At 70.2% G+C, this 25,024-nt stretch carries 32 protein-coding genes; 17 read left to right on the forward strand and 15 right to left on the reverse strand.

The window, feature by feature from the left end:
* Positions 1 to 1,060 precede the first annotated feature (1,060 nt).
* From ACFWP7_RS31520 to ACFWP7_RS31540, 5 genes are all read left to right on the forward strand, one after another.
* Positions 1,061 to 1,678: a MarR family transcriptional regulator gene (locus tag ACFWP7_RS31520; protein ID WP_384388275.1), complete on the forward strand. Its 618-nt coding sequence runs from the start codon at positions 1,061 to 1,063 to the stop codon at positions 1,676 to 1,678.
* On the forward strand, positions 1,672 to 2,067 hold the full coding sequence (locus ACFWP7_RS31525; RefSeq protein WP_384388277.1) for a hypothetical protein: 396 nt from the start codon (positions 1,672 to 1,674) through the stop codon (positions 2,065 to 2,067). Before ACFWP7_RS31520 ends, ACFWP7_RS31525 begins: the two co-directional genes overlap by 7 nt.
* Positions 2,068 to 2,309: 242 nt before the next feature.
* Positions 2,310 to 2,792 carry a hypothetical protein gene (locus ACFWP7_RS31530; RefSeq protein ID WP_384388280.1) on the forward strand — a complete coding sequence of 161 codons (483 nt, stop codon included), beginning with the start codon at positions 2,310 to 2,312 and terminating at the stop codon, positions 2,790 to 2,792.
* A gap of 110 nt (positions 2,793 to 2,902) precedes the next feature.
* Entirely contained in the window at positions 2,903 to 3,250 is a 348-nt protein-coding gene (locus tag ACFWP7_RS31535) for a hypothetical protein (RefSeq protein ID WP_384388283.1), read from the forward strand.
* 45 nt (positions 3,251 to 3,295) lie between these two features.
* Complete coding sequence (locus ACFWP7_RS31540) at positions 3,296 to 3,673, forward strand: hypothetical protein (protein ID WP_384388286.1); 378 nt, start codon at positions 3,296 to 3,298, stop codon at positions 3,671 to 3,673.
* 233 nt (positions 3,674 to 3,906) lie between these two features.
* Here the strand turns inward: ACFWP7_RS31540 and ACFWP7_RS31545 are convergent, their stop codons facing one another.
* Together ACFWP7_RS31545 and ACFWP7_RS31550 are read right to left on the reverse strand one after the other, a co-directional pair.
* A complete protein-coding gene (locus ACFWP7_RS31545; RefSeq protein ID WP_306959285.1) occupies positions 3,907 to 4,176 on the reverse strand; it encodes a hypothetical protein in 270 nt (89 codons plus the stop codon).
* Entirely contained in the window at positions 4,154 to 4,384 is a 231-nt protein-coding gene (locus ACFWP7_RS31550; protein ID WP_384388289.1) for a hypothetical protein, read from the reverse strand. The genes ACFWP7_RS31545 and ACFWP7_RS31550 overlap by 23 nt, the downstream gene beginning before the upstream one ends.
* Positions 4,385 to 4,609: 225 nt before the next feature.
* On the opposite strand from ACFWP7_RS31550, the gene ACFWP7_RS31555 reads away from it, so the two are divergent.
* A complete protein-coding gene (locus tag ACFWP7_RS31555) occupies positions 4,610 to 5,026 on the forward strand; it encodes a hypothetical protein (RefSeq protein ID WP_384388292.1) in 417 nt (138 codons plus the stop codon).
* 307 nt (positions 5,027 to 5,333) lie between these two features.
* On the opposite strand, the gene ACFWP7_RS31560 is transcribed toward ACFWP7_RS31555, so the two are convergent.
* The 3 genes from ACFWP7_RS31560 to tpg (ACFWP7_RS31570) all read right to left on the reverse strand — a co-directional run bounded on the left by ACFWP7_RS31560 (position 5,334) and on the right by tpg (ACFWP7_RS31570) (position 7,085).
* The gene (locus tag ACFWP7_RS31560; protein WP_384388295.1) at positions 5,334 to 5,600 is read right to left on the reverse strand and encodes a hypothetical protein; all 267 of its coding nucleotides are present in this window, start codon (positions 5,598 to 5,600) and stop codon (positions 5,334 to 5,336) included.
* Positions 5,597 to 6,388: a hypothetical protein gene (locus ACFWP7_RS31565; protein ID WP_384388297.1), complete on the reverse strand. Its 792-nt coding sequence runs from the start codon at positions 6,386 to 6,388 to the stop codon at positions 5,597 to 5,599. The genes ACFWP7_RS31560 and ACFWP7_RS31565 overlap by 4 nt, the downstream gene beginning before the upstream one ends.
* A 103-nt stretch (positions 6,389 to 6,491) precedes the next feature.
* A complete protein-coding gene (gene tpg, locus ACFWP7_RS31570; RefSeq protein WP_384388301.1) occupies positions 6,492 to 7,085 on the reverse strand; it encodes a telomere-protecting terminal protein Tpg in 594 nt (197 codons plus the stop codon).
* 158 nt (positions 7,086 to 7,243) lie between these two features.
* On the opposite strand from tpg (ACFWP7_RS31570), the gene ACFWP7_RS31575 reads away from it, so the two are divergent.
* Positions 7,244 to 7,723, forward strand: coding sequence for a hypothetical protein (locus tag ACFWP7_RS31575; protein ID WP_384388303.1), 480 nt, complete (start codon positions 7,244 to 7,246; stop codon positions 7,721 to 7,723).
* Positions 7,724 to 7,812: 89 nt separating this feature from the next.
* Positions 7,813 to 8,304, forward strand: a complete 492-nt coding sequence (locus ACFWP7_RS31580) for a hypothetical protein (protein ID WP_384388306.1) — start codon at positions 7,813 to 7,815, stop codon at positions 8,302 to 8,304.
* A gap of 65 nt (positions 8,305 to 8,369) precedes the next feature.
* Here the strand turns inward: ACFWP7_RS31580 and tpg (ACFWP7_RS31585) are convergent, their stop codons facing one another.
* Together tpg (ACFWP7_RS31585) and tap are read right to left on the reverse strand one after the other, a co-directional pair.
* Complete coding sequence (tpg, locus tag ACFWP7_RS31585; RefSeq protein ID WP_384388309.1) at positions 8,370 to 8,927, reverse strand: telomere-protecting terminal protein Tpg; 558 nt, start codon at positions 8,925 to 8,927, stop codon at positions 8,370 to 8,372.
* Positions 8,928 to 8,930: 3 nt separating this feature from the next.
* Positions 8,931 to 11,126 carry a telomere-associated protein Tap gene (gene tap, locus ACFWP7_RS31590; protein WP_384388313.1) on the reverse strand — a complete coding sequence of 732 codons (2,196 nt, stop codon included), beginning with the start codon at positions 11,124 to 11,126 and terminating at the stop codon, positions 8,931 to 8,933.
* Between the two features lie 288 nt (positions 11,127 to 11,414).
* Here tap and ACFWP7_RS31595 point away from each other — a divergent pair, with 288 nt between their 5' ends.
* The 3 genes from ACFWP7_RS31595 to ACFWP7_RS31605 all read left to right on the forward strand — a co-directional run bounded on the left by ACFWP7_RS31595 (position 11,415) and on the right by ACFWP7_RS31605 (position 13,475).
* On the forward strand, positions 11,415 to 11,855 hold the full coding sequence (locus ACFWP7_RS31595; protein ID WP_384388315.1) for a hypothetical protein: 441 nt from the start codon (positions 11,415 to 11,417) through the stop codon (positions 11,853 to 11,855).
* A 117-nt stretch (positions 11,856 to 11,972) separates the two neighbouring features.
* Positions 11,973 to 12,533 (forward strand): hypothetical protein, encoded by a 561-nt coding sequence (locus ACFWP7_RS31600; RefSeq protein WP_384388506.1) that lies wholly within the window; start codon positions 11,973 to 11,975, stop codon positions 12,531 to 12,533.
* Positions 12,534 to 12,911: 378 nt separating this feature from the next.
* Complete coding sequence (locus tag ACFWP7_RS31605; RefSeq protein ID WP_384388318.1) at positions 12,912 to 13,475, forward strand: DUF4231 domain-containing protein; 564 nt, start codon at positions 12,912 to 12,914, stop codon at positions 13,473 to 13,475.
* 11 nt (positions 13,476 to 13,486) lie between these two features.
* On the opposite strand, the gene ACFWP7_RS31610 is transcribed toward ACFWP7_RS31605, so the two are convergent.
* The 4 genes from ACFWP7_RS31610 to ACFWP7_RS31625 all read right to left on the reverse strand — a co-directional run bounded on the left by ACFWP7_RS31610 (position 13,487) and on the right by ACFWP7_RS31625 (position 17,954).
* Positions 13,487 to 14,224, reverse strand: coding sequence for a hypothetical protein (locus ACFWP7_RS31610; protein ID WP_384388321.1), 738 nt, complete (start codon positions 14,222 to 14,224; stop codon positions 13,487 to 13,489).
* A 95-nt stretch (positions 14,225 to 14,319) separates the two neighbouring features.
* Entirely contained in the window at positions 14,320 to 15,129 is an 810-nt protein-coding gene (locus ACFWP7_RS31615) for a DciA family protein (protein ID WP_384388323.1), read from the reverse strand.
* Positions 15,129 to 16,814, reverse strand: coding sequence for a hypothetical protein (locus tag ACFWP7_RS31620; RefSeq protein ID WP_384388325.1), 1,686 nt, complete (start codon positions 16,812 to 16,814; stop codon positions 15,129 to 15,131). The genes ACFWP7_RS31615 and ACFWP7_RS31620 overlap by 1 nt, the downstream gene beginning before the upstream one ends.
* A gap of 963 nt (positions 16,815 to 17,777) precedes the next feature.
* Positions 17,778 to 17,954, reverse strand: coding sequence for a hypothetical protein (locus tag ACFWP7_RS31625; protein WP_384388510.1), 177 nt, complete (start codon positions 17,952 to 17,954; stop codon positions 17,778 to 17,780).
* Here ACFWP7_RS31625 and ACFWP7_RS31630 point away from each other — a divergent pair.
* Complete coding sequence (locus ACFWP7_RS31630) at positions 17,889 to 18,041, forward strand: hypothetical protein (RefSeq protein WP_384388513.1); 153 nt, start codon at positions 17,889 to 17,891, stop codon at positions 18,039 to 18,041. The two genes, ACFWP7_RS31625 and ACFWP7_RS31630, sit on opposite strands and share 66 nt — an antisense overlap.
* A 161-nt stretch (positions 18,042 to 18,202) precedes the next feature.
* Here ACFWP7_RS31630 and ACFWP7_RS31635 read toward each other — a convergent pair whose 3' ends face one another.
* From ACFWP7_RS31635 to ACFWP7_RS31645, 3 genes are read right to left on the reverse strand one after another with little or no spacing between them, the layout of a single operon-like run.
* Complete coding sequence (locus ACFWP7_RS31635; protein ID WP_384388328.1) at positions 18,203 to 18,670, reverse strand: deaminase; 468 nt, start codon at positions 18,668 to 18,670, stop codon at positions 18,203 to 18,205.
* Positions 18,670 to 19,350, reverse strand: a complete 681-nt coding sequence (locus ACFWP7_RS31640; protein ID WP_384388330.1) for a RibD family protein — start codon at positions 19,348 to 19,350, stop codon at positions 18,670 to 18,672. Before ACFWP7_RS31640 ends, ACFWP7_RS31635 begins: the two co-directional genes overlap by 1 nt.
* A gap of 21 nt (positions 19,351 to 19,371) precedes the next feature.
* Positions 19,372 to 20,814, reverse strand: a complete 1,443-nt coding sequence (locus ACFWP7_RS31645; RefSeq protein ID WP_384388333.1) for a helix-turn-helix domain-containing protein — start codon at positions 20,812 to 20,814, stop codon at positions 19,372 to 19,374.
* A 48-nt stretch (positions 20,815 to 20,862) separates the two neighbouring features.
* Here ACFWP7_RS31645 and ACFWP7_RS31650 point away from each other — a divergent pair, with 48 nt between their 5' ends.
* Complete coding sequence (locus tag ACFWP7_RS31650; RefSeq protein WP_384388337.1) at positions 20,863 to 21,270, forward strand: hypothetical protein; 408 nt, start codon at positions 20,863 to 20,865, stop codon at positions 21,268 to 21,270.
* A gap of 104 nt (positions 21,271 to 21,374) precedes the next feature.
* On the opposite strand, the gene ACFWP7_RS31655 is transcribed toward ACFWP7_RS31650, so the two are convergent.
* The gene (locus ACFWP7_RS31655; RefSeq protein WP_384388340.1) at positions 21,375 to 22,679 is read right to left on the reverse strand and encodes a GNAT family N-acetyltransferase; all 1,305 of its coding nucleotides are present in this window, start codon (positions 22,677 to 22,679) and stop codon (positions 21,375 to 21,377) included.
* Positions 22,680 to 22,839: 160 nt separating this feature from the next.
* On the opposite strand from ACFWP7_RS31655, the gene ACFWP7_RS31660 reads away from it, so the two are divergent.
* The 4 genes from ACFWP7_RS31660 to ACFWP7_RS31675 all read left to right on the forward strand — a co-directional run bounded on the left by ACFWP7_RS31660 (position 22,840) and on the right by ACFWP7_RS31675 (position 24,926).
* Positions 22,840 to 23,217, forward strand: a complete 378-nt coding sequence (locus ACFWP7_RS31660; RefSeq protein ID WP_384388342.1) for a hypothetical protein — start codon at positions 22,840 to 22,842, stop codon at positions 23,215 to 23,217.
* A gap of 722 nt (positions 23,218 to 23,939) precedes the next feature.
* A complete protein-coding gene (locus ACFWP7_RS31665) occupies positions 23,940 to 24,185 on the forward strand; it encodes a hypothetical protein (protein ID WP_384388345.1) in 246 nt (81 codons plus the stop codon).
* Between the two features lie 124 nt (positions 24,186 to 24,309).
* Complete coding sequence (locus ACFWP7_RS31670; RefSeq protein WP_384388348.1) at positions 24,310 to 24,531, forward strand: DUF5999 family protein; 222 nt, start codon at positions 24,310 to 24,312, stop codon at positions 24,529 to 24,531.
* A gap of 179 nt (positions 24,532 to 24,710) precedes the next feature.
* Positions 24,711 to 24,926 (forward strand): hypothetical protein, encoded by a 216-nt coding sequence (locus ACFWP7_RS31675; RefSeq protein WP_384388350.1) that lies wholly within the window; start codon positions 24,711 to 24,713, stop codon positions 24,924 to 24,926.
* Positions 24,927 to 25,024: the final 98 nt, after the last annotated feature.

The raw sequence follows: 25,024 nt of genomic DNA on the forward strand, positions 1-25,024 counted from the left end.
GCCTCCGGGCTGCGCCCGTCACAGCGAGCCGGGTCGCTGCGCTCCCCGGCCGCTCCCGCTCCGCGTGAGCGGATGCGGCTCGCTCCGCTCACCGCCAACCGCAGGGCAGGCGCCCCGCGTTGCGAGGCGCGGCCGGCCTCCGGCCGACCGGTGGCCTCCGCTGCGCTCCAGCCACCCACAGCCAACCCGCCAACTCCCGTGCGGGCAAGGCGTGCCACGCTCCGCGCGGCCCACCCACGGGGCTCACGCCACAAGCAGCAGCAAGAGGAGGGGAGGTGACGGGCAGTCGGGAGAGTGAGGAGTCGAACAGAGGTCGGGGAGGGTGGGGATGGGACGACCGGGCGCGTGCTTCAAAGATAGAGGCTAGATTAAGACTGGAATGGTGCTGCACCACCTCCGACCAGGTGAAAGGGCCAGCCGAATGGTTCGGATATACAGTGGGTGATGAATGGAGAAAAGGGCGCGCTATTGATGGATGGCGGCCTCGGAATGCGGGTGAGGAAAACGGTGGGAAATGTGGGCGGGTGCGGTCGCGGGTGATTAGCAGAAATGGGCCGGGTGGCGTTCGGGTGCGGGTGGTGATGAGAGATGCGCATGGCGGGGTATTGCCGATCGGAGCCGTCGGTAGTGGGGGGACCTGTGAACGCCCGGCAGGTCGTGCCGCACCTCGCGCGCGCGTGCGCGTCTTACTGATAAAAGGGCACCACACGGAAAGCTGGTCTGACCTGCGGTTTTGTGAGATGCGATGTGTCAGAGCTAACACATCGACCTGCGGTTTTGTGCCTCCTCCGACACAGCCGCACCGCATTTGGCCCCGGAAAGAGGTACAAAATGCGTTCGGCCTGGTCAGGCCCACATTCCGCCGTCAGCCCGTGAAGGGCCGTGTGTCGGCGACGACACACGGGGGCCACGCCGACAGGGACAAAGGTCCCTCTCTGCGTGGACAATCTCGGCTAGGGTCCTGGGCACCACACGAGATCGAGCAGCAGGAGCCAGGGTGCCCGGGGACGCGAGTCGCTCCACCAACAGGGGCCGGCGGTCGACTGACCGCAGTGAGCCCGTGACGTCGCCGCTGGCGGACAGCTTCGCCCAGGCGCTGGACCGTACGCCGCCGAAGCCCGGCCGGCCCGTGCGGTCCGCGAACGTCGAGTACACGTACCGGGCTCCCCACGACGCGTGGGGGCGCAGCGGCTACAGCATGGTCAGCAACGCCTTCCTCGCCGACGTCCTGGCCGTGCTGATCGCCCGGTACGGGATGTCGCCCGTGCAGTCGGCGGTCCTGCTGTTCTGCATGGGGCGCCAGGTCGAAGGCCGCTTGAAGATCACCCACGTCAAGGTGGCCCGGCACCTCGGAGTCGAGCGTGCGAACGTCACCCGGGCGCTGGGCAGCCTGGAGAACTGGCACATGCTCCAGCGCCGTCCCAACTCGCTGATCGTGGTCAACCCGCTGATCTGCTTCAAGGGCAACGGCGACCTCCAGCAGGAGGCCCTGGAGCAGCTGCGGCAGGACACCAGGGCCGCGCTCAGGAAGCACTTCCCGGAGATGCGGGAAGATGTGGTGGCACTGGAGAAGGCGGCGAGCGAGAGCTTCCCGGAGTTCACAGCCCCGGCCGCGCCGGAGCCGCGCACGCGGCAGCTGGCGTTCGGCGACAACGACGTGGAGGAGCAGGCATGCTGATCCAAGCTCACCTCGGGTTCGCGCAGCTGCACCGCCTGGAGCTCTCCAAGGCCGCCTACGACCTGCTGAGCGCGATGATGGAGGTCCAGCGCCCCGGCGGCGAGGTGAACGCCTCTCAGGCCGAACTGCGGGCGCGCGTGGGACTCAGCAAGAACCGCACGTCGATCGCGATGAGCCAGCTGGTCGAGCGGAACATCGTCCTGCGGCCCGAGGGCCGCTACCGCAGCTACTTCATCCACCCGTTCTTCGCCGGGTACGACGGTGCGGAGGAGATGGAGGAGGCGCTGCGCGAGGCGAGCGAGGCCATCAAGGCCGGCGAGCTGGCCGCCCCGGCGCTCCCCGCCCCGCAGCGGCATCTGTCCGCCGTGCCCACACGTCGCAGCGCTTGACCGGCCGCCCGGCCGCCCGCCCGGCCGGGTGACACGACATCAGCGGCGCCGCACCCCTCCGAGAGGGGCGCGGCGCCGCTTTCGTGTGCGGGCCGCGTGTGTCAGATCCGGACGCACGGTTCCCGCAGGCGGGAAACGCGCAGGTCACAGGCGCGAGAAAAGAATCATGAGCGACCTCCTTCCTTGCGCTGTATGGAATCCAATACAGTATGGGAATCCATACAGCCCCGGGAGGACTCGCCGTGTTACCCACCCTCGTCACCGCCGCCCTCGCCATCGTCGCCACGCTGCTGGGCGCGATCGTCAGCGGACGCTTCCAGGAGCGCGCCGCCGAACGCGGCGTCCGCGCCAGCCACGGCGAGGCGATCCGCCGTGACCGCCTGGAAGCCGTCACCTCCCTCGCCTGTGCCATCAGCGATCACCGCCGGGCGATGTGGATGCGCGGCGACGCCGTCCTCAAGCAGGCGGGCACCGAGCGGATCGAGGCCCTGCGCGGTGAGAGCCACATGACCCGGTCCGCCATCACCCGCCCGCTGGTCGCGCTGCGGGTGCTCATCGAGGACCAGGCGGTGCGCGCCGCGGCTGACGAGATGATCACCCTGACCTACGCGCTGCGTGACGCGTACGCCACCGGCGAGCAGCTGACCGCCGCCCGCGAGGCCGCGAAGGTCGCCCACGACCAGTTCGTCGACGCCGCCGCCGGCTACCTCGCCCGGACCGCCTGACCGCGCCGCACCCGCGTGCTCGGGGCCGTCGACTCGGAATGTCATCGCTCTCCGGCGGCCCCGGTCACCACAGCCTCTCCCTCGCATCCACGCACCAGATCGGAGTCCCCATGGAGCAGCAGTCGAAGGCCCTCGCCCGGATCAGCAGTGTCGAGACGTCGGCCGAACGGACCGCCGGCACTTCCGGCGGCGAGGACCTGGCCGTGCTCGCCCCGGCCGCGGCCGCCGCGCTCAACCTGCTCGCCGACGCCGTCCGACGCGGCGGCGCCGACCACGACGACATCGTCCAGGCCCTCAAGGCCGCCCGCGTCCACGAGGCGTTCGCCAGCGTCTTCGACGCCGCCTCCGAGCGCGTCATGGATGCCGTCGACGACCCGTACGACTTCGACGAGCGGCTCCACGCCGACAACCTCGCCGGGGCCGCGGGCGACGTCCGGCGCGCCTTCGACTGGCTCTAGACCCCGCCCCGCACCCGTCCCCGCCCGCCCTTGGGAAGGCCACCGATGACCACCGAGCACACCGACCCCGTCCCCGACCTCACGATCCCGCTCGCCGTCGCCGACGCCCAGGCGCTGGGTGACGACCTCAGGCTGCTCTCCACGCAGCTCGGTGTCGCACTGCGCTGCCTCGCGCAGCTGCGCGCCGACGGAGCAAGCACTGAACACCTGGAGAGGGCCATCGTGGTCGTGACCGGCCTGATCGAGCGGCTGGAGGGCGTCCGGGACGCCGCAGTGCGCCAGCACGCCGCGCAGGGCGGCTCGTACGGCGCGCTGGCGACCTCTATGGGCGTCACCCGGGCCACCGCGCAGTACCGCCGCGACGCCCTGGTGAAGAAGGACCCGAGCGCGATGGAGAAGTGGGCCACCGGCAGCAGCAGCTGACCCCTTGCAGCGGCGCCGTGCAGCAGACCGACGACGGGTTGCTGCACGGCGCCGCCGCGTTGCAGCCCGCGACCTGCTGCACGGGCAGCACCCGTGTGCCGCCTGGGCGCCGGCCTCGCAGTCCACCACCGTGCAGCGCCGCCCACCGCCTCGCGCTGCACCGTGCAGCGGGATGCAGCAGCGCCCCGGACAACCAAGTGGTCCGGGGCGCTGCATGGGTGCTCGGGAGGCTCCTACGCCTCAACGTACGCGACGATGGTGATCTGCCGAAGGGCCGTGACGTAGTAGATGACGCGGACCCCGTCGACGTCGTCGACGTAGTCGCGCAGCAGGGTGTCGGGCACCGGAGTGCCCAGCTCGGGGTTGACGCTGATCGCGACGATCGCGCGGTCCAGGCGGTGCGTCTCGCTCGCCGTGAGCTTCGCCAGCTGGCTCAGCGCGGGCTCCACCAGGACGACCTGGGACCGGCGCGGCGCGTGCTCAGGCGACACGGGGCTGCTCACCGGCAAGGCGCTCCAGGTGGGCGTCGCGGGCTTCCTCCCACAGCACGCCCGTCTCCGGGGACGGGTAGCCGTGGGCGGCGATGTCCTCCAGCACCGAGGCGAGGACGTCGACCTTCGCGCGCTGGTCGGCCGCGTACGCGCGGACGGACGCGGCGGCGTACTCATCGAGGGGCTGACGGTCGGGCACGAGGGCCGGCTGCTCGCTCATCCAGGGCTCCTGGGCTTCTCTCTGGCGTGTGTCACCACGGTATCGCCGGGGCGGGGCGCTCCGGGACGGTACGGGCGAAACCCACCCGATGACACAGATGACACAGCTGAACAGTGACACAGATGGTCACGACGACCTGGGGAAACGGGGGGTTGATGACACAGGTCGGACTGTTCACTGCTGGCTGTTCAGGCGCCGGGACACAGCCGGGAGCACGCTGGAGGTATGCGTACCAAGGACGTCCAGGTGGGGCAGACGTACCGCTGCGAGGTGCCGTTCGCGCTGCCGTACCGGCGGTACCGGCCGGAGACGATGGGCGACTCCTGGTGGGCCCTGAGCTGGCTGCGTGGCACGTACTTCCCACTGTCCGTCACGGACGTCGACACCGAGGCCCGTACCGCCCAGGGCCTGCGGATGGGCTCCACCACCCGCATCACGGTGGAGCTCACCGAGGACCAGGTCGAGGCCGCCGGCCTTCCGCCCGGCCACGGCTACCAGGTCACCGGCATGCTGCTCGGTGCCGAGGGCGAACCCGTGGAGCTCCCCCGGGTCGCCGCGCTCACCGTTCCGATCCGCTGGCTGCACCCCATGGACACGACCGTCTCCGGCGGTCACCATGACGCCTCACTCCGGGGCTTCTGACCTGCCGGAGCATCGGTCGGACTTCGGTGACACGACTACGGTCCGTACTACTCACACGTGTGCGCGAGGCCAAATCTTGCGTGTCACGCTCCTCCTGCGAATCCCCGTGAGCCCTCTGGAGGGCCCTACGGCTCCAAGAAACGGACATACAGGGAGTTATTCGAGGCGGCGTGACACTTTTTCCGAGGGAGCGTGACAGCCGGTGTCACGCTCACGCTCCGTAAATGCGGCACCGCCGGGGAGCGTGTGATGGCCCTTCCGTCTCCGGTCCAGCTGCCTCACAGAGGAGCTGGACCGGAGACGGTGATCAGGGCAGGGGCGGAGGCCAGAGGAGCGGACCGGCGCACTGCCCGCAGGCGGCGCAGCCGGCGCACTCCATGCAGAACTGCTTCGGGACGCGCGGGCACGAGCAGATCGGGTTGTAGTCCGGGTCGTCGTCGCCCTCGAACCAGGGCTCCCCGAGCGGCGGCGTGTAGTCGACGTGGACCTGGCCGTCGGCCGTCAGCTCTTCGTACCGGGTGCCGCAGCCGGTCGACTGCACCCACGTGGCGACCGCGCGGTCGGCGGCGCTCACCGGCTGCTCCGGCCGGGGGCCTCGATCCATGCGGCGAGCGCGAGGACTGCGTCCGGGTCGGCCTGCGCCAGGCGCACCGCGTGGCCCGCGTCGAAGCCCTCCAGCGTCCCGGCCCGCGCCATGGCCCGCAGCAGCGCGCTGTGCGCCCGCACCGACGCGGGGACAGCGTCCGGGTCCCGGGGAGGCGCCATGCCGTGGCTCTCCAAGATGAGGGACATCTCGTGGAACTCGCCGTACTCGTTCAGGTAGTCGAGGGCGTGGCGGTCCTCGGGCTCGTGCAGCACGAGCGGGCCTTCGGCGCCGTAGTGCGTGCCGGTCGTGCCGAGCAGGCCGGCCTTCTCCAGGGCCACCAGCAGGTGGGCGCGCTCGGGCAGCCCGTTGGAGTGCAGCCACTCCTGGCGCTCCTGCTCCAGCTCCAGGTCCCGCAGTTCGTCTTCGGCTTCGGCGGCAGCGGCGGCTTCGGCGGCGAGCTCGTCCTGGACGACGGCGTCGGCCTTCGGGTCGTACGTCCCGCCGGTGGTGGCGAGCAGCTGCGCGATGCGCTCCCACTCGCCGACTTCGGCGGGGCCGCGTTCGTCGCCGGCCAGGTCCTCGCGGTCGCGGTCGATGTGCTGCTGCAGCCGGGCGTCCTCGAGCGCGGCCGCGGCCTCGGTGGCGGTCATGCCGGTGGCGCGTCGGCGGACCGAGCTGCGGCCGATCTTCGCCCGGTCGACCGGCTGGCGGGGCGCGGCCGCACCGGGCGCGGGGATGCGGGGACGGCGGCGGGAGCGGGGCACGGGGGTGCTCACACGGGCCTCTCAATCGGCACGGAGAAAGGAACGGGATATCGGCCGCCGCGTATCGGGCGCGGCGGCCACAGACAGGTTTATCGCAGTCGTGAATTCCGCGCTGCTAAAACCGGATGTTGAGCCACTCCACGTCTGCGAATTGCACCTCCAGGCCCGCCCGGCCGCCACCGCCTTGACGGAAATAGGCGTCCGCGATGGCGTCTGCGACCAGGTCGTGCAGATCATCGTCCGTCGCACCTGCCTCCCGTGCGGCCAGGATGGCCCTCGCGTGGGAGAGCGACACGGCGACGCTGACGTCCCGCACCCGGCCCGCGTCCGATGTGCCCTCGGGGCCGAATCCGAAGTACGCCCGGCACGAGATGACGAGCCCGCCCGAGCTGGCCGCGCGCTGCCTCGCCTGCGCCTTGACCTGCGGTTGCCACTCCGACTCCGTCTCCTGGGCCAGGGCCTCCTGGAGTCGCTTGTTCGGCTTGGTGGAGGCACCCGAGAGGTAGCGCTGCACCGTCTTGCGGGAGATGCCCAGGCGCTCCGCCAGGCTCTTGGTGGAGCCCTTCTCCCGCTTGCGAAGGAATTTCATCTGGGCTCGCGGCGATTTCGGCGCGGGGCGGGTGAACAGGGCGCGCTCCGCGCGGGCGAAGCCGTCCATGATCTTGGCGCGCGTCCGGGCCGCCTGCTCTGCCTTCTCTTCATCAGTCATACGAACACCCCATCGGAGCGGGGCTGTGGACAGAGGCCGCTGACGACGGGCGCTCCTGCGGCTGATCTCCACCCCTGCGGGTGATGGCGCCCTGGTGGGTGCCGGTGCCGGGCCGCTACGTTCCCCAGGACCTGTTGATCGAGGGGGAGGGCCAAGGGATGAGCGAGCGGGGCGCGTTACGGGGTCTGCGGGTCTTGATGTGGGTGGTGATCGCCATCGAGGTGCCGGTGTACCTGGTGTGGCTGGTCCAGGTCGGCTACCTGACCGGGCAGGAGCTGTCCCGCGGTGACGTCGCGCGGTGGGCGCCGCCCGTGCTGCTGCCGCCGGCGGCCGTGCTGTTCTGCGTGATGGCGGGCTGGACGTGGTGGCTGAGCGTGGTGGCCGGCACCCGTTCGTCGCTGCGGGAGCGGTGGATCGTCGCGTCGCTGGTGTTCGTCGCTGGCTTCTCGGTGTTCTGCGGGGTGGCCTCGGTTGACGACCCGTCGGTGTCGGTGGGCCTGCTGAGCGCCGCCGTGACCGGGCTCGGCATGATCGGGCTGTTCTTCATCCCGGCCGCCGCCTCCCGCCAGTTGCCGGACGTCATCCGTCGGCGCTCCCGCCGAACGGCAGCCGCCCCGGGTGAGGCGGACCCGCAGTAGCCCGGCCGTCCCGCCCGGCCTGGCCGGTCCGATTGCCGGGGGCGCCGCGGGGCGGGCATGCTGCGCGTTCCGGAGATGAAGGGGTGAGCGTGTCCGAAGACGACGACGCGACTGCGGCGGAAGCGTCGCTCAGGAAGGCCGTGGAGCAGCTGAGCGGCGACGGGGCGGGCGATGATGCCCAGGCCGCCCAGGAGGCCGTACAGGCGCTCCACGACGGCTCTGGGCAGGAGTGGACGCCCGAGCAGGAGAGGCAGATCCGGGCCATGGTGGAGCAGATCCGCAAGGTGCGGGATCTGAACCGGCCGGGCGGGGGCTGGTGGCGTCGGCGCCGGGAGTGGCGGGCCCGGGGCCGACTGGTCGACCTGATGATGGACGGCGGCCCGGAGCTGCTGAACGAGGCGGAACTGCGGCACTGGAAGAGCCACGCGATGGTGGAGCTGCTGCTGGAGTTCACCGGCAGCGCGATGAAGAAGGACGACACGGTGGAGGCGCTCGCCCGGATGGAGACGCTGAACGCCGCGACGTACGAGGGCTTGCAGCAGGCCCGGCAGAAGCTGGCCGAACGGAAGGCCGCCGGCTGATTCGGCGGCATGTGAAGGGGCCTCGAACCGCGCGCGGTTCGAGGCCCCTTGTCACGGGCGGGTGGTCACAGCACGATCCGGATGTGCTCCACGTCGGTGAACTCCACGTCCAGGCCGGCCGCCCGGGTGTTGTTGCGCCGGAAGTACATCTGCGCGAGGCCGTCGGCCGCGATCTGGTGGAGCTGCTGCTCGTTGGCTCCCTGCTCCCGGGCGGTGAACAGGCGGTCGGCCCACTGGGGCGGCAGGGCCTGGGTGATGTCGCGGATCCGGGCGTCGTCGGTCGTGCCCGCGGCGGATTCGAATCCGAACCGGGCGCGGGTGGAGACGACCAGGCCGCCCGTGGACGCCGCCTTCTTCCGCGCCTTCGCGCGGATCTGCGGCTGCCAGCGCTTCTTGACCTCGCGCTCCAGGCGGCCGCGCAGCTCCTGGCGGGGCCGCCTGAGCTTGCCCGAGACGTACCGCTCCACTGTGCGCTGGGAGATCCCGAGCGCCTGGGCGGCGGCCTTGGTGCCCTTGAGCTGCTTGACCAGGTACTTCATCTGCGCCTGGGCGCTCTGCGGGATGCGGCGGGTGAACGCCCCCTCCAGTGCGTGGTCCAGGCTCTCCCCGAGCGAGTCGACCATGGGTTACTCCCCTTCTCCGGCGCTCTGGTCGGTCTTGATGAGGTTGGAGATGTTGAAGACGCCGCCGCGTTCCTCGAACTGCGATTCCGCCCACAGGACGGTCTGGGTGCCCTGGTGCTTGACCATCCCGGGCGAGACCCCGAGGCGGAACGTGCCGGGGGCGGGCTTGCCTTCGTCGGTGAGCGGCAGGATGTCCAGCGGGGACGGGCCGGGCGAGGGGTAGACGATGGCGTCGGTGCCGATGGAGGTCGGGTACAGGTCGGCGGCGGCCGCCGTCTTCATCAGCTTGCGGTGCAGGCCCACGCGCTGGTTCGCCAGCACGGCGGCCCGGATGTCGGGACGCCACGTCTCCCGCTTCAGCGCCGGGTACTCCTCGTAGTACGGGACCTGGCCCCGGCTGCGCTGGCGCAGCTTGCCGATGCCGCCCTTCGCCGTCGCCTTGATCGCGGTCTCCAGCAGCGCCATCGTGGGGTCGACCTGCTTGCGCCGCGCCATCGCCTCGAGGAACTCACTCCCCCCGAGGTCGGTGGTGACGCCCATGTCGGCCATCGTCTCCACGTACGCGTCGCGCAGCCGCTTGTACCAGGAGTCCAGGTAGCGGCCGGTCTGGGTGCGCACGTACGCCTCGATCGGCGCGACGTCGAAACCGAGCTCCACCGCGTAGGCGACGGTGGGCGTGGCGTACCAGGCCGGGCCCTCGGGCCGGTCGCCCTTCGGCGTGAACGGGCTCGGGAGCCGGTCGCCGTCGACGGTGCGGCCGTTGATGCGAACGCGCGACAGGTCGACGTGGGAGAGGTCGACCAGCCACGAGCCGGGCAGCGACGCGTCGAACTTCGGGTTGCCGGTCAGATGGGTCGGCCCGTTCAGCCCGACCGTGAGGCTGTTCGCGGCCGCGGCGAACGACATGTTGATGTCGACCGCGACCAGGAACTGGTTCGCGCACTCCTCATCGGTCAGCGGCCGGCACCAGTCGTAGGGCTCCTCCATCAGCATCTCTGCCGGGGTCCGCATGTGGTGCCGGGCGAACTTCCCCTCGAGGACCGGGTGTTCGTCGGGGACCTCGCACTCCACCACGTCGTACCGGGCGGTGAGCGCGTCGTCGTTGAAGGCCCGCTTGAACTCGCCGGTGGCCGGGTCCTTCTCCGCGCGGGTCGGCGGGCGCAGCGCAGTCATCAGCTCCAGGCCGGTGGTCGCGGTGCTGCCGCGCGGCGTCATCACCCGCGCCGCGTACAAGCCGAGGTAGCGGGCGAGGTCGGCCGGGTGCATCGTCGGCAGCTGCGGGTCGTCCTTCTTGTCCCACTCCCTCGAGTCCAGCGCGTTCCACGGCAGGATGCACAGCTGGACGCAGCGGCGCTTGGAGCCCTCGGGCTCGCGGAAGACGCGGGCCCACGGCCCGAGGCCGCGCTGGGTGAGCTGGAGGCCGGCCTTGGCGATCTGCTTGACCACCTTGTGGCTGTCCGGCAGTCGGCTCGCGTGCCGCTCCTCTTCCGACAGGGCGGCGGGCAGGCCGTAGCGCTCCAGCGCGGACGCGGTGAGGACGAGGATCGGGTCGGCGTCGCGACCGTTGCGGTGCAGCCGGGCCTGACCGAGCCGGGCTTCGGCCAGCGTCCAGTCGACCAGCGCCGGGATCGACTTGGCGGGCACGTCCAGGACCAGGCCGCCGACGCAGTACGCCGACACCTGCCCGTCCTCGCAGTCGATGACCGCGAGCGGGCCGTTCTCGAAGCGCGGGTCGACGACGGCGGCGGCGGCCGCCGTGGTCTTCTTCGCCACCGCCTTCTTCGCACCCGGGCGCCGCGACGACGCGGCCGGCTTGTTGGGGCTGCTCGCCGCCGGGCGGGACGACGGGACGGCAGCGGGCGCCGGAACCGGCTCAGGTTCCCGGGCCGGACCGGTGAACGCCTCCGGGACCACGGGTGCCGGGGCAGCGGCGGGCGCGTCAGCGGCCGGGAACCTCTGGGCGAGGCCCTCCAGCAGCCGGGCGTACGCGGCACGCTTCGGCGGCCGCGGCTCGGTCCGCCCGGTCTCCCAGTTCCCCACCGCCTCCCGGCGCGCGTCCAGTGCCGTGGCGATCTGCGCCTGACTCAGGCCCGCCGCCTCACGCAGACGCTTGCGCTCCGCAGGAACCGGCAGATCGTCCTGCGCGACTTGCTCCAGCAGCGCATCAACGGCGCTGAACAGCTCGTTCTCAGTGGACACAGAGGTCACCTCCGATAGACATCATACCTCAATCGCGCATTGATTCGCGTGCTTAATCGCGCATGAATCGCGCATTTCGTTGGAGTGCAACACGTGGACGGGTAAGCGGCGCAACGGCCTTTCATGCAGGTCAGGGCTGCAACACGGGGGCGTTGCAGCCCTCTGTCGCACCGCGTGTTGCACACACAGCGGCGGCCACACTGATGCGGCGGCATGGCAACGTTGCAGAACCCGGGCCGGCTGCCAGGCTGAGTACGTCCGACCCGCAGGGTGATTGGGAGCTCCACCGTGTCCGTCGCGTTCCGCATCAGCTGCTGCCTGTGCCGCAAGAACATCCCGCTCGCCGGGGACGTCATCGCCCTCGATGGCGAGTGGCAGCGGCGCTACCCGAACATGCGCGGCACCCTCGCCTGCGAGCGGTGCGTCATCGACTACGGCTGGAACTGCTGCACCACAACCGAGGGCGGCTTCGTCGACGGCCACGTCGCCGCGCCCGACGGGGAAGTCGACGTCGACTCCTGGAGCCACCATCTGAACCGCGGCACCCACCGCGCCCTGGTGCAGTGCCACCCCCGCTCCGGCCTGCTCCAGGGAGCGGAGCCGTACCTGCGCAGCGTCGCGACCCGCAAGGGCACCGACCCCGAGTTCGCCGCCATGCTGCGCACGGTCATCCAGGAGCGGGACGAGCAGCACAGCGGCACCAGTGCCCCGCAGCCGGCCACCGTCTGAATCCGGCTCCTCCCCCGCCGCACGCTGGCTGATCATCCCGCTGACACGGCCTCAACCCCCGTGGCAGGGTGCGGTGATCGGATCACCAGACGGCAGGGGGCTCCCGTGGAAGCACGGATGTGGAACGGACTGGTCAGCGTCGCCAAGGAGACGTACACCGCCTCGCTGGGCGAGGGGGTCGTGCCGCGCCCGCTCATGATGCCGCTGGTGCGCGGCCAGCTGGTCGGGCTGATCTGGGTCCGCCCGCTCAAGGTCGGCCAGGACGCGCTCGCCGGGATCGCGGAGCTCGCGAACATCGCCGCGGCGGCCCGCGCGGACGAGGTCGTTCTCGCCTGGGAGACCCACGACGTCGCCACCGCCTGCGAGCTGCCGATCGTCGGCCCGGCGCCGTGCCTAAACATGGTGCTCGCCACCCGCGACGGGCACGTTCTGCACCAGTTCCCCTACAGCGAGCAGCTCCTGTCCCGCAGCCCCGAGGGCTGGGCGTCGGTCGCCCCCGACTGGAGGCCGGCCCCCGCCCCGCAGCCCGGAGGCGAACTGGTGCCGCCGATCCAGGCCGCGGTGAACTTCTCCTTCACCCCCATCGAGCTGGACCACCCCGACCCGTTCGGCGTCACCGTCGTGCTGATGGAAGAGGACGGCTACCGCATCAGCCTCACCGAAGCGTTCGCCCGCTGATCCCGTGGCCCGCGACTTCGACGACGACGCGCCCCGCCGCATCCAGGACGCGGACGACCTGATCAACGCCCGCAAGCGGGACGAAGCCGAACGGATTCGCGCCCGCCAGCGGGACGCCGACGAACGGATCTACGTGGTGACCACCAACCTCGTCATCGACGCCCAGGAGCAGCTCGCCCGGCGCCGGCTGCTTGACCGCATCTGGCGCGCGGGGGCGGCCCTCAGCTGGCTGTCCTTACTCGCCGCCGTCATCGGCACGGGCATCGCCTGGGGCACCACAGGCGACCCGGCACGGTTCGTCGTGGGTGACCTGATCTGCGGCGGCCTACTCCTGATGTCCCTGCTGACGCTGGTCGGCGTCTACTTCGCCGGGCGGACGTGTCCAGCCTCCAGCGCCTGGAGGCGCATCTCGCCGCGCAGCAGGAATCGCTGTGGCAGCAGAAGGTCAAGAACAACCCGGACGTGGACGACCGGCGCAAGCTCTACCGCGAGGAAGTCACGACCGCGATCGAGCAGTACCAGGCCGACAGCCGTAAATACCGGCGCATCCACAACGGCCTGCAGACCCTCATCATGATCGGCTCAGCGTCCACGACCACGATCGCGGCCCTGGACACGGGCAAGGAGCTGACCTGGCAGAGCGTCACCCTGACCGCCATCAGCTTCGCCATCACGGTGGCCGCGATGTTCACCGGCTACTACAAGTTCCGCGAGCGCAGCTACTTCCTCCAGCAGACCGCCGACGCCATCGAGGAGGAGGTGAACGCCGTCCGACTCGGCATCGGCCACTACAGCGAGTACGGGCCCGGCCGGGAGAACGAGGCGCTGAAGAAGTTCACCCAGCGCGTCGAAGACCACCGCAACGAACAGCGCCGCCGCCAGCAGCAGCTGGACCAGCCCGCCGACCAGGCCACTCCCTCCAGCCAGCCGCCCGCCGCCTGAACGCGATCTGCCTACCGGCGTCGGCGGCCGCCGTTGCCGGTGCGGTAGCGGGTGAGGATGTCCAGCCTCGCCTGGTGGGAGCCGGCGGGCAGCGCGCACTCGGCATCCGGCTTGGCGTGGCACACCGGGCAGGAGATCTTCATCAGCCGGTAGTAGGGCACCATGCTCGCGCTCCCCCGCTGAGTGCGCCGGTCCTCCGGCTCGCGTGCCTTCTTCGCCTTCGTCGCCGCCTCGCGTTCTTTCACGATCGGCTCGATGCGCTCGTCATGACCGTGCTCACGCCGGACCGCCTTGCCGCCAGCCTCGCCCGGGTCGGTGCAGTCCTGGCCGGCCTTCGCGTCGCAGAGCGGGCAGCGGCGGCGGATCCAGAACCGGCGGGCGACCTTCTCGTGCAGGGGAACCTTCCGGCCCGTCGGACGGGGCTGGACCGGCTGCACCGCCTGTGGGGCGCACTCGCCGGGCAGGTGCCGCCACGCGTCGTACTGGCGCTCCTTCCGCTGTCCTTCCTTGAACTCCCCCTCGCAGCTGGCGCACTTCTTCGCCAGCTTCCCCGTCTCCTGGGAGTTGGGGCGGGCGAGATCGTACGAGCCCCGGGACAGCCGCGGGGCCAGAGCCGGCCGGGTCTCCTGGGTGCCGTCGCGGCGCACGATGGTGACGTCCGAGGCCGGCGGCCGGTCGTACGACGGGAGCTCCGGCGCGGCAACGTAGGACTGCCCCTTCGGGCCGGGCCACTGACGATGCTTCGACATACCCGGCAGCGTAGCCACCGGCCCACGCGGGCGGCAGAGCGCGAACTGCCCATGCTCCAACAGGGATTCAGCCGCACGCGCCTGCTCGCTGTCCCTCATGCCGTCTGCCGCACCGGCGATGTCTCACAGTCCGCTGCCCTGGAAGCCCGCTCCTGCCGGGCCCGGCGCAGCGCGGCCGCGCGGGACACCTCAGCTTGGCGGCGGCGCTGGACGCGGGCCTGCTCGATCGGGGCCGGCGCATCGTCGGGCACGGCGGGCGGCTCGGGGAACGCGCGGCGGGACAGCTCGCGCATCGCGCGGTTCTGCCGCTCCACCGCTTCCGCGATAGCCGGGTCCACCCGGGACGGCACCGCGACCTCCTGGTGCGCGGCGAGCGCGCGACGGTAGCCCTCGCACGCGCTCTCCCTGCTCTTCACCGGGCCCGTGGGTGCAGCCGCCGGGGCAACGTCGTCCGTCTCGGTCACGGGCACCGAGCCGGGCGTCAGGATCCGCAGACCGCGCACGACCGTACGGCCCGCCGACTCGTTCGCCGCCTGAACGACGCGGGCCTGCTCCAGGCGCAGCTTCGTCGCCCAGGCCGCCGACTCCGGGCACACGGTGAGCCGGCCGGAGTCGGCGTCGTACCCAACCGCGACGACGTGCCCGGCGAGCTCGGGGGCGATGGCCGCCCAGCGTTCCCTCAGCGTGGCGCCGGCGGCCGGGAGCTCCCAGGCCCGCTCGGTGACCAGCGCACCGATCGCGGCACCGAGCCCCATCGGCTCGCGCCCGCCGCGCCGGACCACCGACGTTGTGCGAGTCTTCGGCTGCGCCGTCCGGCCGCCGCCGTTCTTCTGCGCCGCCACCTTGGCGGCGCGCAGTGCGACGCGGGCCAGGTCGACGCCACTGAGCTGCGGGTTCTCTGTCATCAGGCGACCTCCCCGGCCAGCTCCTGGACGCGGTGGACACCGCAGACGTTGCGGGACGGCAGGGGCTTCCGCCCGCACGGCACGTCTCCGTCGCGGCCCGAGCAGGTCTCCTGCCCGGCCGGGGCGGTCGACGTGGGCACCACGGTGGCGCCCAGCGCGGCGGTCTCCTCGCGGCAGAGCTTGCAGAGGCCGTCCTCGAGGGCGCGGCCGATCACGACGATCCGGGCGCCGCAGTCCCCGCAGGAACCGCGCGGCGGACCCTCCGGCGCGCGCTGCGCCGGGACCGGGGCCGGCGTCGGGTTGCGGGTCGCGTCGTCCAGCACGCAGTCGACGCAGAGGCCGCCCGGGCCGGGACGGGTGCCGTGGTCGGGGCACAGGCCCTGCTCGATGCGCTGGGCGCGGCGCCGGGCGGCGGCCTTGTCCTGGACGATCTCGGCACACACCTCGCAGTCCTTGCCGGTCGACCACAGGACACCGGCCTCGCAGTCCTGGAAGCCGCAGCCCCAGCGCGGCAGTGCCACCCCGAGCAGCCACCGGCCCGGGTCGCGGATCTCCGAGAGCATCACCTTGGCGAACCGGGCGGTGAGCCGGTGGTGCAGGCGTCCGGCGTCGGTGCCCTCGCGCAGCTGGCGGTCCACCTCACGGGCGATCTGCCGGGCGACGAAGTCGTTGTTCACCTTCTCCAGCAGCAGGTGCACCGGCTCCAGCACGGAGTAGATCTGCGGGCTCATGGCCAGCTGCGGTCCGTCGTACGACGACCGCGCCGACCCCCCGCCCCTGCTGCTGCGCTTTTCGGTTTCCGGCTTCGAGGGGGAGGGCTGGCTGTTTCCACCCGCGCGAAGCGCGAGAGCACCGCCGGCTTCCGTACGCGCAGCAGCGTCAGCCGGGTTTTCCACAGCCCCAGCGCCCTTAACTACCGGTACCTCGCCTACGGCGGATGAGAAGAGCTCGCCCTCGTCATCTGGTGAGTCAGTCCTAAGTGATTCCCTATTCGCGAGGGATCCCTCACCAACCGGCGAACCCGATCCCTCACCAACTTGGGAACTGACCGACTCCTGCGAACCACGGGTCACAGCCGCCTCAACAGCCCCAGCAACCGCCGCGCAGCCACCCTCCGGACGGGCCTCGGGAGCGATGTCGTGCGCGATGTAGTGGTGACGTCCCTGCGCCCCCGCACGCCGCTGCACCGTCACCCAGCGCGCCGCCTCCACCTCGTCCACCACCGCCGACGCCGCCGTCACCGAGATCGGCTGACCGGCCTTGTCGCCCGAGTGGTGCCGCAGGCCGGCCGCCAGCTCAGCCTCCGTCAGCGCGATCCCCCGCGCCTGCGCATACGCGATCAGCGCGAACGCACGCAGCTGCCGGGGCGTGAGGTCCTCCGAGGCCGCCACCGGCAGCCACACGAACGCCTCCGTACGAGTCATCGCCCGCACCGCCCGCACCGCCGACGTGCCCTTGCCACCCGGCATCGTCCGACGATCCGAGAACAGCTCCACCACACCATCCGGACCCGGACGACGCAGCTGCGTCATCCCCCGCTCCACCGACGCCACCGACAGCCCCAGGTACGAAGCGATCGTCTCCGTACGCGCCTGGCAGCCCTCCGGCCGCGATGCCAGCGCCTTCACCTTCACGTACACCGACAGCGCAACGTCCTGGTAGTGCGGCGAGGACACCAGACGCATCGGCACACGAACCCGCTGCCGACGAACCGGGCCCGTCGGTGCGGCCATTGACTCCACGACGGCGCTCACCGGGCACCCCGCAGGGACGTCAGAACATGATCCATCCGGCGACCATGGACCAGATCACCTGTGGATAGAGTCCGCTCAGCCCGGATCACCCCCGGCGCTCCCGCCCGGCGGGCAACAATCTTGGAACCCGTCCCGCCACACGGGACGACGCCCTCGCGGACGTCGTCGTCGACGGAGTTGTCGACGACCTCCGAGAGCGGGTGCACGAGCGGGGCGGCAGACGCCGCGACCGCGCTCATCGGGCACGCCTCGAAAACGCTGCTCTTGTAGCTTCCTACTGGAAGACCCTCTTCCTGTACGAAGCGGGTAAAGCTGAATGAACCGGGCGCCGATCCCGTCACACGGGAAGCTCGCATTGCCTGAACCGGTGTGAAACGGACAGGGTCAAGCTGACAGGGGGACACCACTTCGGGCACTATGAGAAACGACCTGCTCTCCATATAGCTGGACCGACCAGAGCCCTCGGGCCCGGACGAACCGGATGTGTGGATGGGTTGGGATCGCCCCCTTCGTGAGAAGCGGGCGGACACCGATCGGGTGGGGGGAGATTTCTCCTCTCGTCTAGGTGGTGCCGAATCGCGAAGCCCCTGTGGTGGGGGCCCGCGACCGACACCGGGATTGGTGCGGCAAAGCGCCGGCCGTCAGGCCGGGGTGTTGCTGATGCGCAGCTGGTGCTGCTGCGGCTGTGGTGGCCGTGGTTGGTGGCCGGGTGTTGCTGTGGCCCTGATGAGGGGCCAGTGGGAAATGTGCGGCTCGATGAGCCGCAGCTCAGGACCGGGGGGATCCGGGACCTGAGCGGCCGACGCGGGTGGTTAATCCGGTCGGTAGACGGGCCGCGCGAGGCCGGAGGGTGGTTAGTCCGCTCCTTGGCGCGCGCGGCCGATGGCCGTTAGGTCATCCCGACCCCCTGGAATCAGAGGCCGGCGTCAGCATGCCCGCATCCGGCTCAGCGGCCTGCGGGAATCGCTCCGCAAGCCGCTTGAGGAAGTGCTTATAGACCGCGCGGTGAGGCCGACGCGGGTACGACTCCCCCAACTCCCAGCGAGCCACCGCGAGGCGCTTCACGCCCACGGCCTCCGCAACTTCCAGCTGGGTAAGACCGGCAGCGAGACGCAGCTGCTGCCGCACGCTGGGCGGCGGCAGGACGTCATCGAGTAGGGCATCCACCCGCTGCAGGGGGGTCGCTTCGGCCATGGCCCAACCTCTCAAGATCGACGATCTCCTGAAAGATACACGACTTGAGCGATCTTTGGCGTCGCCGAACGACGCGCCGACAGGGCCGTGTTCACGATGCCCCTCTTCCACCCGGACGGCTGTCCTCACGCCAGCCTCCCCAGGTGCGAGTTGACCGCCCTTGCGGCCCCCGCCAGTTCGGGCAGTTCCACAACGACGACCCCAGCCTCCACCAGTTGCTCGAAGCCGACACAGTCGTCGACGAACAGCGAGGGTTCGCGCCAGGCGATGACGACACGTGGGATGCCGGCGCTGAGGATCCGCTGCGCACACGGAGTGCGGAGCGAGCGCCGCTGGGAGCAAGGCTCCAGGGTGCTGTAGATCGTTGCCTTGGCCAGCCGCGGGTCTTGGTCGGAGAGTTGAGCGAGCGCGACTTCCTCCGCGTGCTCGTGCGGGCCGGTCGCGCGGGAGTAGCCGGTCGCCAACTCGGTGCCGTCCTTGCCGACGATGACCGCGCCGACCGAGTAGGCGCCTACAGCCGGAGGGCACAGAGCAGCGAGGTCGATCGCACGCTGTGTCCACCGCAGGTCCTGGTCCCGGCCGGGCGCGTACATCAACCGCGCTCCTTGGGGGCGTAGCGGATGAGCACGACGTCGTCGATCGCCCGGACTTCCAGCACCGTCATCCGAGCGGTCGTCCCGCCCGGGTAGCTGGCGGCTCCGAGGAAGCGGGCCGCTTCCGGCTGGCCGACCAAGAGGGGTGCGATGGCGAGGTGGACTTCGTCGGCCAGGTTGGCCGCCATGAGCTGGGTGTGAATGGTGCCGCCGCCCTCCACCATCAGCTGGCCGACGCCGCGACGTCCGAGCTCATCGAGGGCCAGCTCCCAGTCGAATTCAGGGCCGACGCTAACCACGTCGGCCAGCCCGTCCAACGTCGTGCGCACCTTCTCCACCGCGCTGTCCACGGTGATCACGAGCTTCTGGCCGCCGTGGTGCCAGAAGTTCAGGCTGGCGTCCAGGTCGCCGGACTTGGTGACGGTGACCTTCAGCGGGTACGCCGGCTTGCCGTCCGCGACGCGCTTCGCGCGGCGGGCCTCGCTGTTGACCAGCAGCCGCGGGTTGTCCTTCCGCATGGTGGTTGCGCCGATCAGGATGGCATCGGATTCGGCGCGGACCTCGTCCACGCGATCGAAATCATCCGCGTTGGAGAGCCGCAGCCGCTCAGGGTTGGCATCGTCCAGGTAGCCGTCGACGCTCATCGCGGCGGACAACAGGACGTACGGGCGTGTGGTCATCGGTTTCGCAATCCGTTCTCGTCAGGCTTCGTGCGGGAGTGCGGCGTCGAACGCCGCGTGGAATTCGGCTACTTCGGGTTGCCGCTGCCACGGGAGGAGGGACTTGTTGAGCCGCCCGAGTTCCTTGAAGATCCGGCCCGAGCCGGTGTCTTCCGCAACCGCGAGGGCCTGGAACCCGACCGCTGCTGCCTGCTCTGGAGCGCCAGCGCCGGCGTGAGCCACGGCTGCACGAGCCAGGTACACGCCACGGTCGCGGTGGTATCCCTCGGGCAGTGTCTGGATCGCTGCCATGAAGATGTCCGCAGCCTGGTCGTGCTTGCCCAGGACTTCGAGACCCTGGGCACGGTGCACCTCCACGTACTGCGCATTCAGCCACACGCCCCACGGGGTCGGGTCCCCAGAGACATGGTCCAGAGCGCCGTGGACATCGTCGATCGCGCGCTGGCTTTCACCCGAGTCCCCGCGCAACGCGTGCCCGTAGGACTCGTACGTTCGCGCGACCGCAGCGAGGCGTGAGCGCGGACGTGCCAGTCGCTGAGCGGCCTCAGCCAGATCAACGACGTCGACCAGGTCGCGCGTCTCACCGGCAAGCTGCGCCTTGCGAGCCATCACGTACGAAGTCAAGTCGCCGTCGCCAACGGTGTGACTCCAGTCGAACGCCCTGTCCAACCAGAAGCGTGCGCTGTTGAAATCACCCAGGTCCTGGTAGAGCCACGACGCGAATTCCGCGTACTGCGTCTGCAGCTCCATCAAGGTGTGGCGGTCGGCACCCTTGGCCTCCAGCCGCAGCTGCTTGATGACCTCGATGTGGTCACGAACCGATTTGATGGCATGCCCAGGACCGAGCAGGTTGTCCCTTTCGATGAGCAGCCGACGTGTGCGCTTCAGGTGCTCAACCGGCGTTCCGCCGTACGCCGCCGCAGACAGCGCCCGGCGGACGAGCCCTGGCACTGCGCTCGAGTCCGCGGCCGCTGGAGTGCCGATGCCGAATGCAGTCGCTGCACCGATGCCCACCCCGCCGCGCAACAGGTCGCGTCGATCAAGCGCCACGAATACCACCGTTCCATCACGTAGACGAGCGGGGACGCAGATCCCCTCATCGTCCGACGTTGCCTGCTCGGATACGGCGGTGACCAGGTCCGCAGGCGTTTTGGAAACATGAGGCCTTGAGTTGGACACATGGACACGGGGGCTGGACGCACCGTGAACCTCGGCATAGGCCTTCTCCCAGGCCCGTACGAGCGCACCGCATACGTCCAGTTCGCGATCGCATGCAACAGCGATCTGCCGGGACGGCGGCTGCTTCCCCCGCTCAAGTTTGCTCAGGTAGGAGCGAGTGACGTGGACCCGTTGACCGAGCTTCTCCAGGGACAACCCGCGCGCCTCACGGCTTCGCCGTAATTCCGCACCCCAGCGGTGCCACGGCGACTCATCCGGCGTCAGTTCGGCCGGCTGCTGTCCCACAGTCGCTCCCCTCGCATGTGTCCTATGTAGCCAGCCGTGGCTGGCTACATGGCAACCGTAGAAGCCGCCCGCCACGACGCCTACACCTGGAGTGACGGCTCTTTCAGCCGCCGCAAACCCCAACTCCCGCTTCAGGAGGGCGCGATGACTGAGACCCAGCACACCCGCCGCGGGCACTGCGTTGCCGACGCGCACGGTCGGACCATCGACCTCACGGCCATCGCGCCGACGCCGATACACGACTGCCCGTGCACGAGATCGGCCGTTCAGCGGCGGCCGCGAGCGCGACCCCGTGTTGCGACCGTCGTCATCGTGACGGTCGTCCTGACTGGCGGCCTGGTCGTGGCGGTGCTGCTCGTGGTGATCCGCGACATCGTCACCACGGTGGCCGGCACCAGCGTGACCGGCCTGATCCTGAAGGCCCTGCTGACACCCTCCAGCAAGAGGGACCGGTGATCGCCGTGACCGTCGAAAACCGGTGTCACATGATCCGGGAACTGCGGGCTGATCTGCGCCCAGGAGAGAGCCAGCTGCCGTTCCTGGTTCAGCGGGCCGGCGCATCAGTGGCTTCCGGTGAGCTTGGGGCCGATTCCGCGCTCGTGGCCTGCAGGACGTTGGAACAGGGCGCCACTACGGCGGCCCGACGCTTCGACGGTCCGGATGTGTGTGAAGCCGCGGGAGCCGTAGTAGTCGTGAAGGCGCTCGTTGTCCCGCCAGGCGTCGAGCCGCAACCACTGCTTCCCTTGGTCGGCGGCGAGTTGGCTTGCCCAGTCGAGCATGGAGGATCCGAGTTCCAGGCCGCTGACGTCGCGGCGCACAGCCATGCGGTGCACGTACAAGGCAGGCTCAGCGGCTTCTTCAGGCGTCCAGAAGTCGGGGTCTGGGTGGTCGTCGACGGTGATGGTGGCGACGGGAACAGCGTCGTCTTCGATGATCCAGCACTCGCCAGCGGCGATGTTCTCCTTGATGCGCTCCGCACGGGGCGGGTACTGCCACTGATCGCTCCCCTGGTCGCGCAACCAGGAAGCTGCGTGATCCCAGAGTTCGATCACGGTTTCCAGGTCGTCTTCGCGGGCTGGGCGGATAGCAGGATTGGAGCCGAGGGGTGGCTTGCGGCGCTCGTACGTGATGACGTGCCGGTCTCCCGGCAGGACGTTCACCACGGTGCGCACCGGCTTGCCGTCCTGGGTGTAACCCGTGCACAGGTGGACCGCGACCGGTGTGCCAGGACCGAGCTGGAGTCTGTCGGCTTCGTCGGGCGTCGGCATCCGGATCTGAATCTCGTCCAGGGCTCGGACCTGCTCATACCCCAACTCAGCCAAGACGACGTTGGCGCCACGGGCGATGTCGTCGGGATTCATGATCTCGCTGTCCTGCACCAACTTCAGCGGGAAATGGGAGTCGTTGGTGTTGTACGGCACTCCGTCGATGATCCGGATGCGACGCCGAACGGCCACCAGCTCGCCTTCACTCAGCTTCAGCCGCTCGCGGACGTCGCGCGCGGGCGAGATGACGCTCACCTCGATGCGCTGGCCAGCCTCACGGCCTTCCTGCGCCATCTCGGTGAGGAAGCTGTCCATCTCCGGGGACAACGGGCGCTTCCGGAACTCGCCTTGGGGCCGGTAGACCATCGGCCGGCGGCTGCGAACGAAGTATCCGCGCGGGCGATCACTGATGATCAGCCCCTCGTTGACAAGGACCTTCAGACCCTGCACGGCGGTCGATCTGGTGGTCTCCCACTCCTCAGCGATCTCGGCTTCCGTTGGCAGCCTCGCGCCTGGCCCGAGGGTGCCATCGGCGATCTCGGAGCGGATCTTGTCTGCGATGCGCTGGTAGAGGGCGCGCGCCCTGCCGCTGACTCCCATGGGAGATGTCTACCGCTCCAGTAATGAGTAGTCAATCTAGCCGATCTCGGTTTCGGGACTTGACCCGCTATCGCTCTCGGTGCAAGAGTCATCGCATCGGGCATTGAGTAGTCAATCTACTTCGCCTAGTTCATCCGTGCTGTCTTCGGAGAGGAACCCCATGAACGTCACCCGCCGCCCCGCCTCCAGCCTCGCCACCGAGGGCTTCGACATGGAGACCCAGGAGCTGCTGGACGCGATCGAGGTGGAACTGCCGGATTTCGGCGACGTCGACCTGGACGTCGCGTTCGGTACGCCGCTCTCGATGTACGAGGCCGGCCTCCTCCCCCACGAGCGGCTGGAGGGCCTGGACCTGGAGGCGGCGATCGAGGCGATCGAGGCCCGGGAGAACCGGATGCTCGCCGCCCGTGACATCGCGGCCGACGACCCGAGCATCGCCAGCTTCGTGCGTGAGCGCCTGGTCGACGTCCTTCTCCCCTACGCCGCGCAGCTGCGCACCGCGCCGGCCGCCGCCGCGCCCCTGCCGGTCGCGGCCTGACCCACCGGGTCGCCGGGTCCTCACGGACCCGGCTCCCCCACCCGGAACCGCCCCTGCGGGCGGCGCCGGATGAGGGAGCCGGAACCTCGGTCCCCCAGCACAGACCGACCAGATCGCCGCAGGGCCCCGCCAAGAGCGAGCCCCGGGACGAGAGGCGGAAACGCCCGGATGGGCCCCCAACAGCCGTGATTGGCCGGGGGTTCTGAAGGAAGCGTCCGTAGTTTGAGAACTCCATAGCGATCATGCGGGGCTGACGCGAGAGGCACGTCTGCTCTCCCCCTACGCACGGCACGCCGTTCCTGGTCACCAGGGACGGGGGGAAGGACCGGGCGCTGACCAGTTCGATGCATTACCGGCTGGATGGCAAGCGGATCGACCAGCGGGGCCCCAACGCATGTGGCGAGATGAGACAGATCGCCCCCGAGACGACCGGGTGAAGTTCGTCCTCGTGGCCCGACCTTGCCAGTCAACACCTCACAGGCGTGGGGTGGCGCCGCAGCTGATGCGCCGGACCAACCACGGCGCGCGTCACAGCTGGACATGACGCACCGGGACCCGACCCGGCGACGCCCGCAGAGGGCAACAGGCGCGCTACCGCGCCTCTTTGATCTAGCAGCCACGCGCTGCCCAGTCGCTCACCGACCTGCCCTCGGGTGGTCCGGTGAGCGGTGGAGAGCGCGGCGGAATCCCCGCTCTACCCCACCCGCCCGTCAGGAGGCCCTATGGATTCCCTGATCAACCACCGGTTCATCGGCCCGAACCCCGCCACCCGCTACGTGACCGCGGGCCTGACCTCGGACGAGGCGTGTCGCCTGATCGGCGTGAACACGCTGGCGGGCTTCGAGCCGGTCGTCCACACCCGCAACGCACGCGGCGAGCAGCTGCGCAGCCGGGACGGCAACCTCCTCACCGTCGTGGCCCTGACCGGCACCGGCGTGATGAGCGCGATCGAGTTCGAGCAGGTCTGACGGTTGCCTGATCCGCTCGCTCCGGCCCTGGCCGGGACGGGCGGTGACGGGGAGCCGTCCAGGCCGCGAATGACCTGACCAGGTCCGACCCGTCCCGCACCTCAACGAAGAGGAAGGCACTCCCATGGCCGTACTTCCCGCCTGCCAGCACCAGCCCGTGTGCCCGTCGGCTGACCTCCCGGACCGGGAGGCCGCGCACATCGTCGCCCACCACCCCGAGCAGGGCTGGTCGCTGCTGTGCAACGGCGTCCTGCTCTTCGAGGACACCGGCGAGCTGCTGCCCGACGGGCAGATCATCGCCCCGCACCGGGCGCTCGGCACCGAGCACATCGCCGTCGCAGCCTGACCCCGATGTTGCCTGTCGCCCCCGGCCGCTGCCGGGGACGGCAGGGAGCACCAGGGACTTCCCCCGCCCCTGCAACGCTCCACGGCCGGCCTCCTGTTCGGGGGAGGCCGGCCTTCGTTCGGCCCTCCCCTCGATGGCTGAGGAGCACATCCCAACTCCCCTGTCCCTTGGAGGACTTGATGATCGTTATCCCCGTTGCACTGCTCTCGGGCGGCGCCGTCTGGCTGCTCTGGAAGGCCGACATGGCCATGGGCGCCGTGATCGCGGCGCTGGTCTGCGGATACGCCCTGGCGACCTCGCCGATCGCCACGGCGATCAATGGCATCGGCTCCGGCATCGCCACGGCGATCCAGAACGCCGGTGACGACAGCCAGGCCAGTACCAGCAGCCGGTGAACCTGCCGTCTGCCCGTGGCTCCGGACTCCGGTCCGGGACCGCGGGGAGGTGACAGAGCCCCCGCCCGCACAACCCCCACGACCCCCACCGGAAGGAA

Origin of the sequence: Streptomyces sp. NPDC058470 (genome assembly GCF_042721055.1) — a bacterium.
GTDB lineage: Bacteria > Actinomycetota > Actinomycetes > Streptomycetales > Streptomycetaceae > Streptomyces.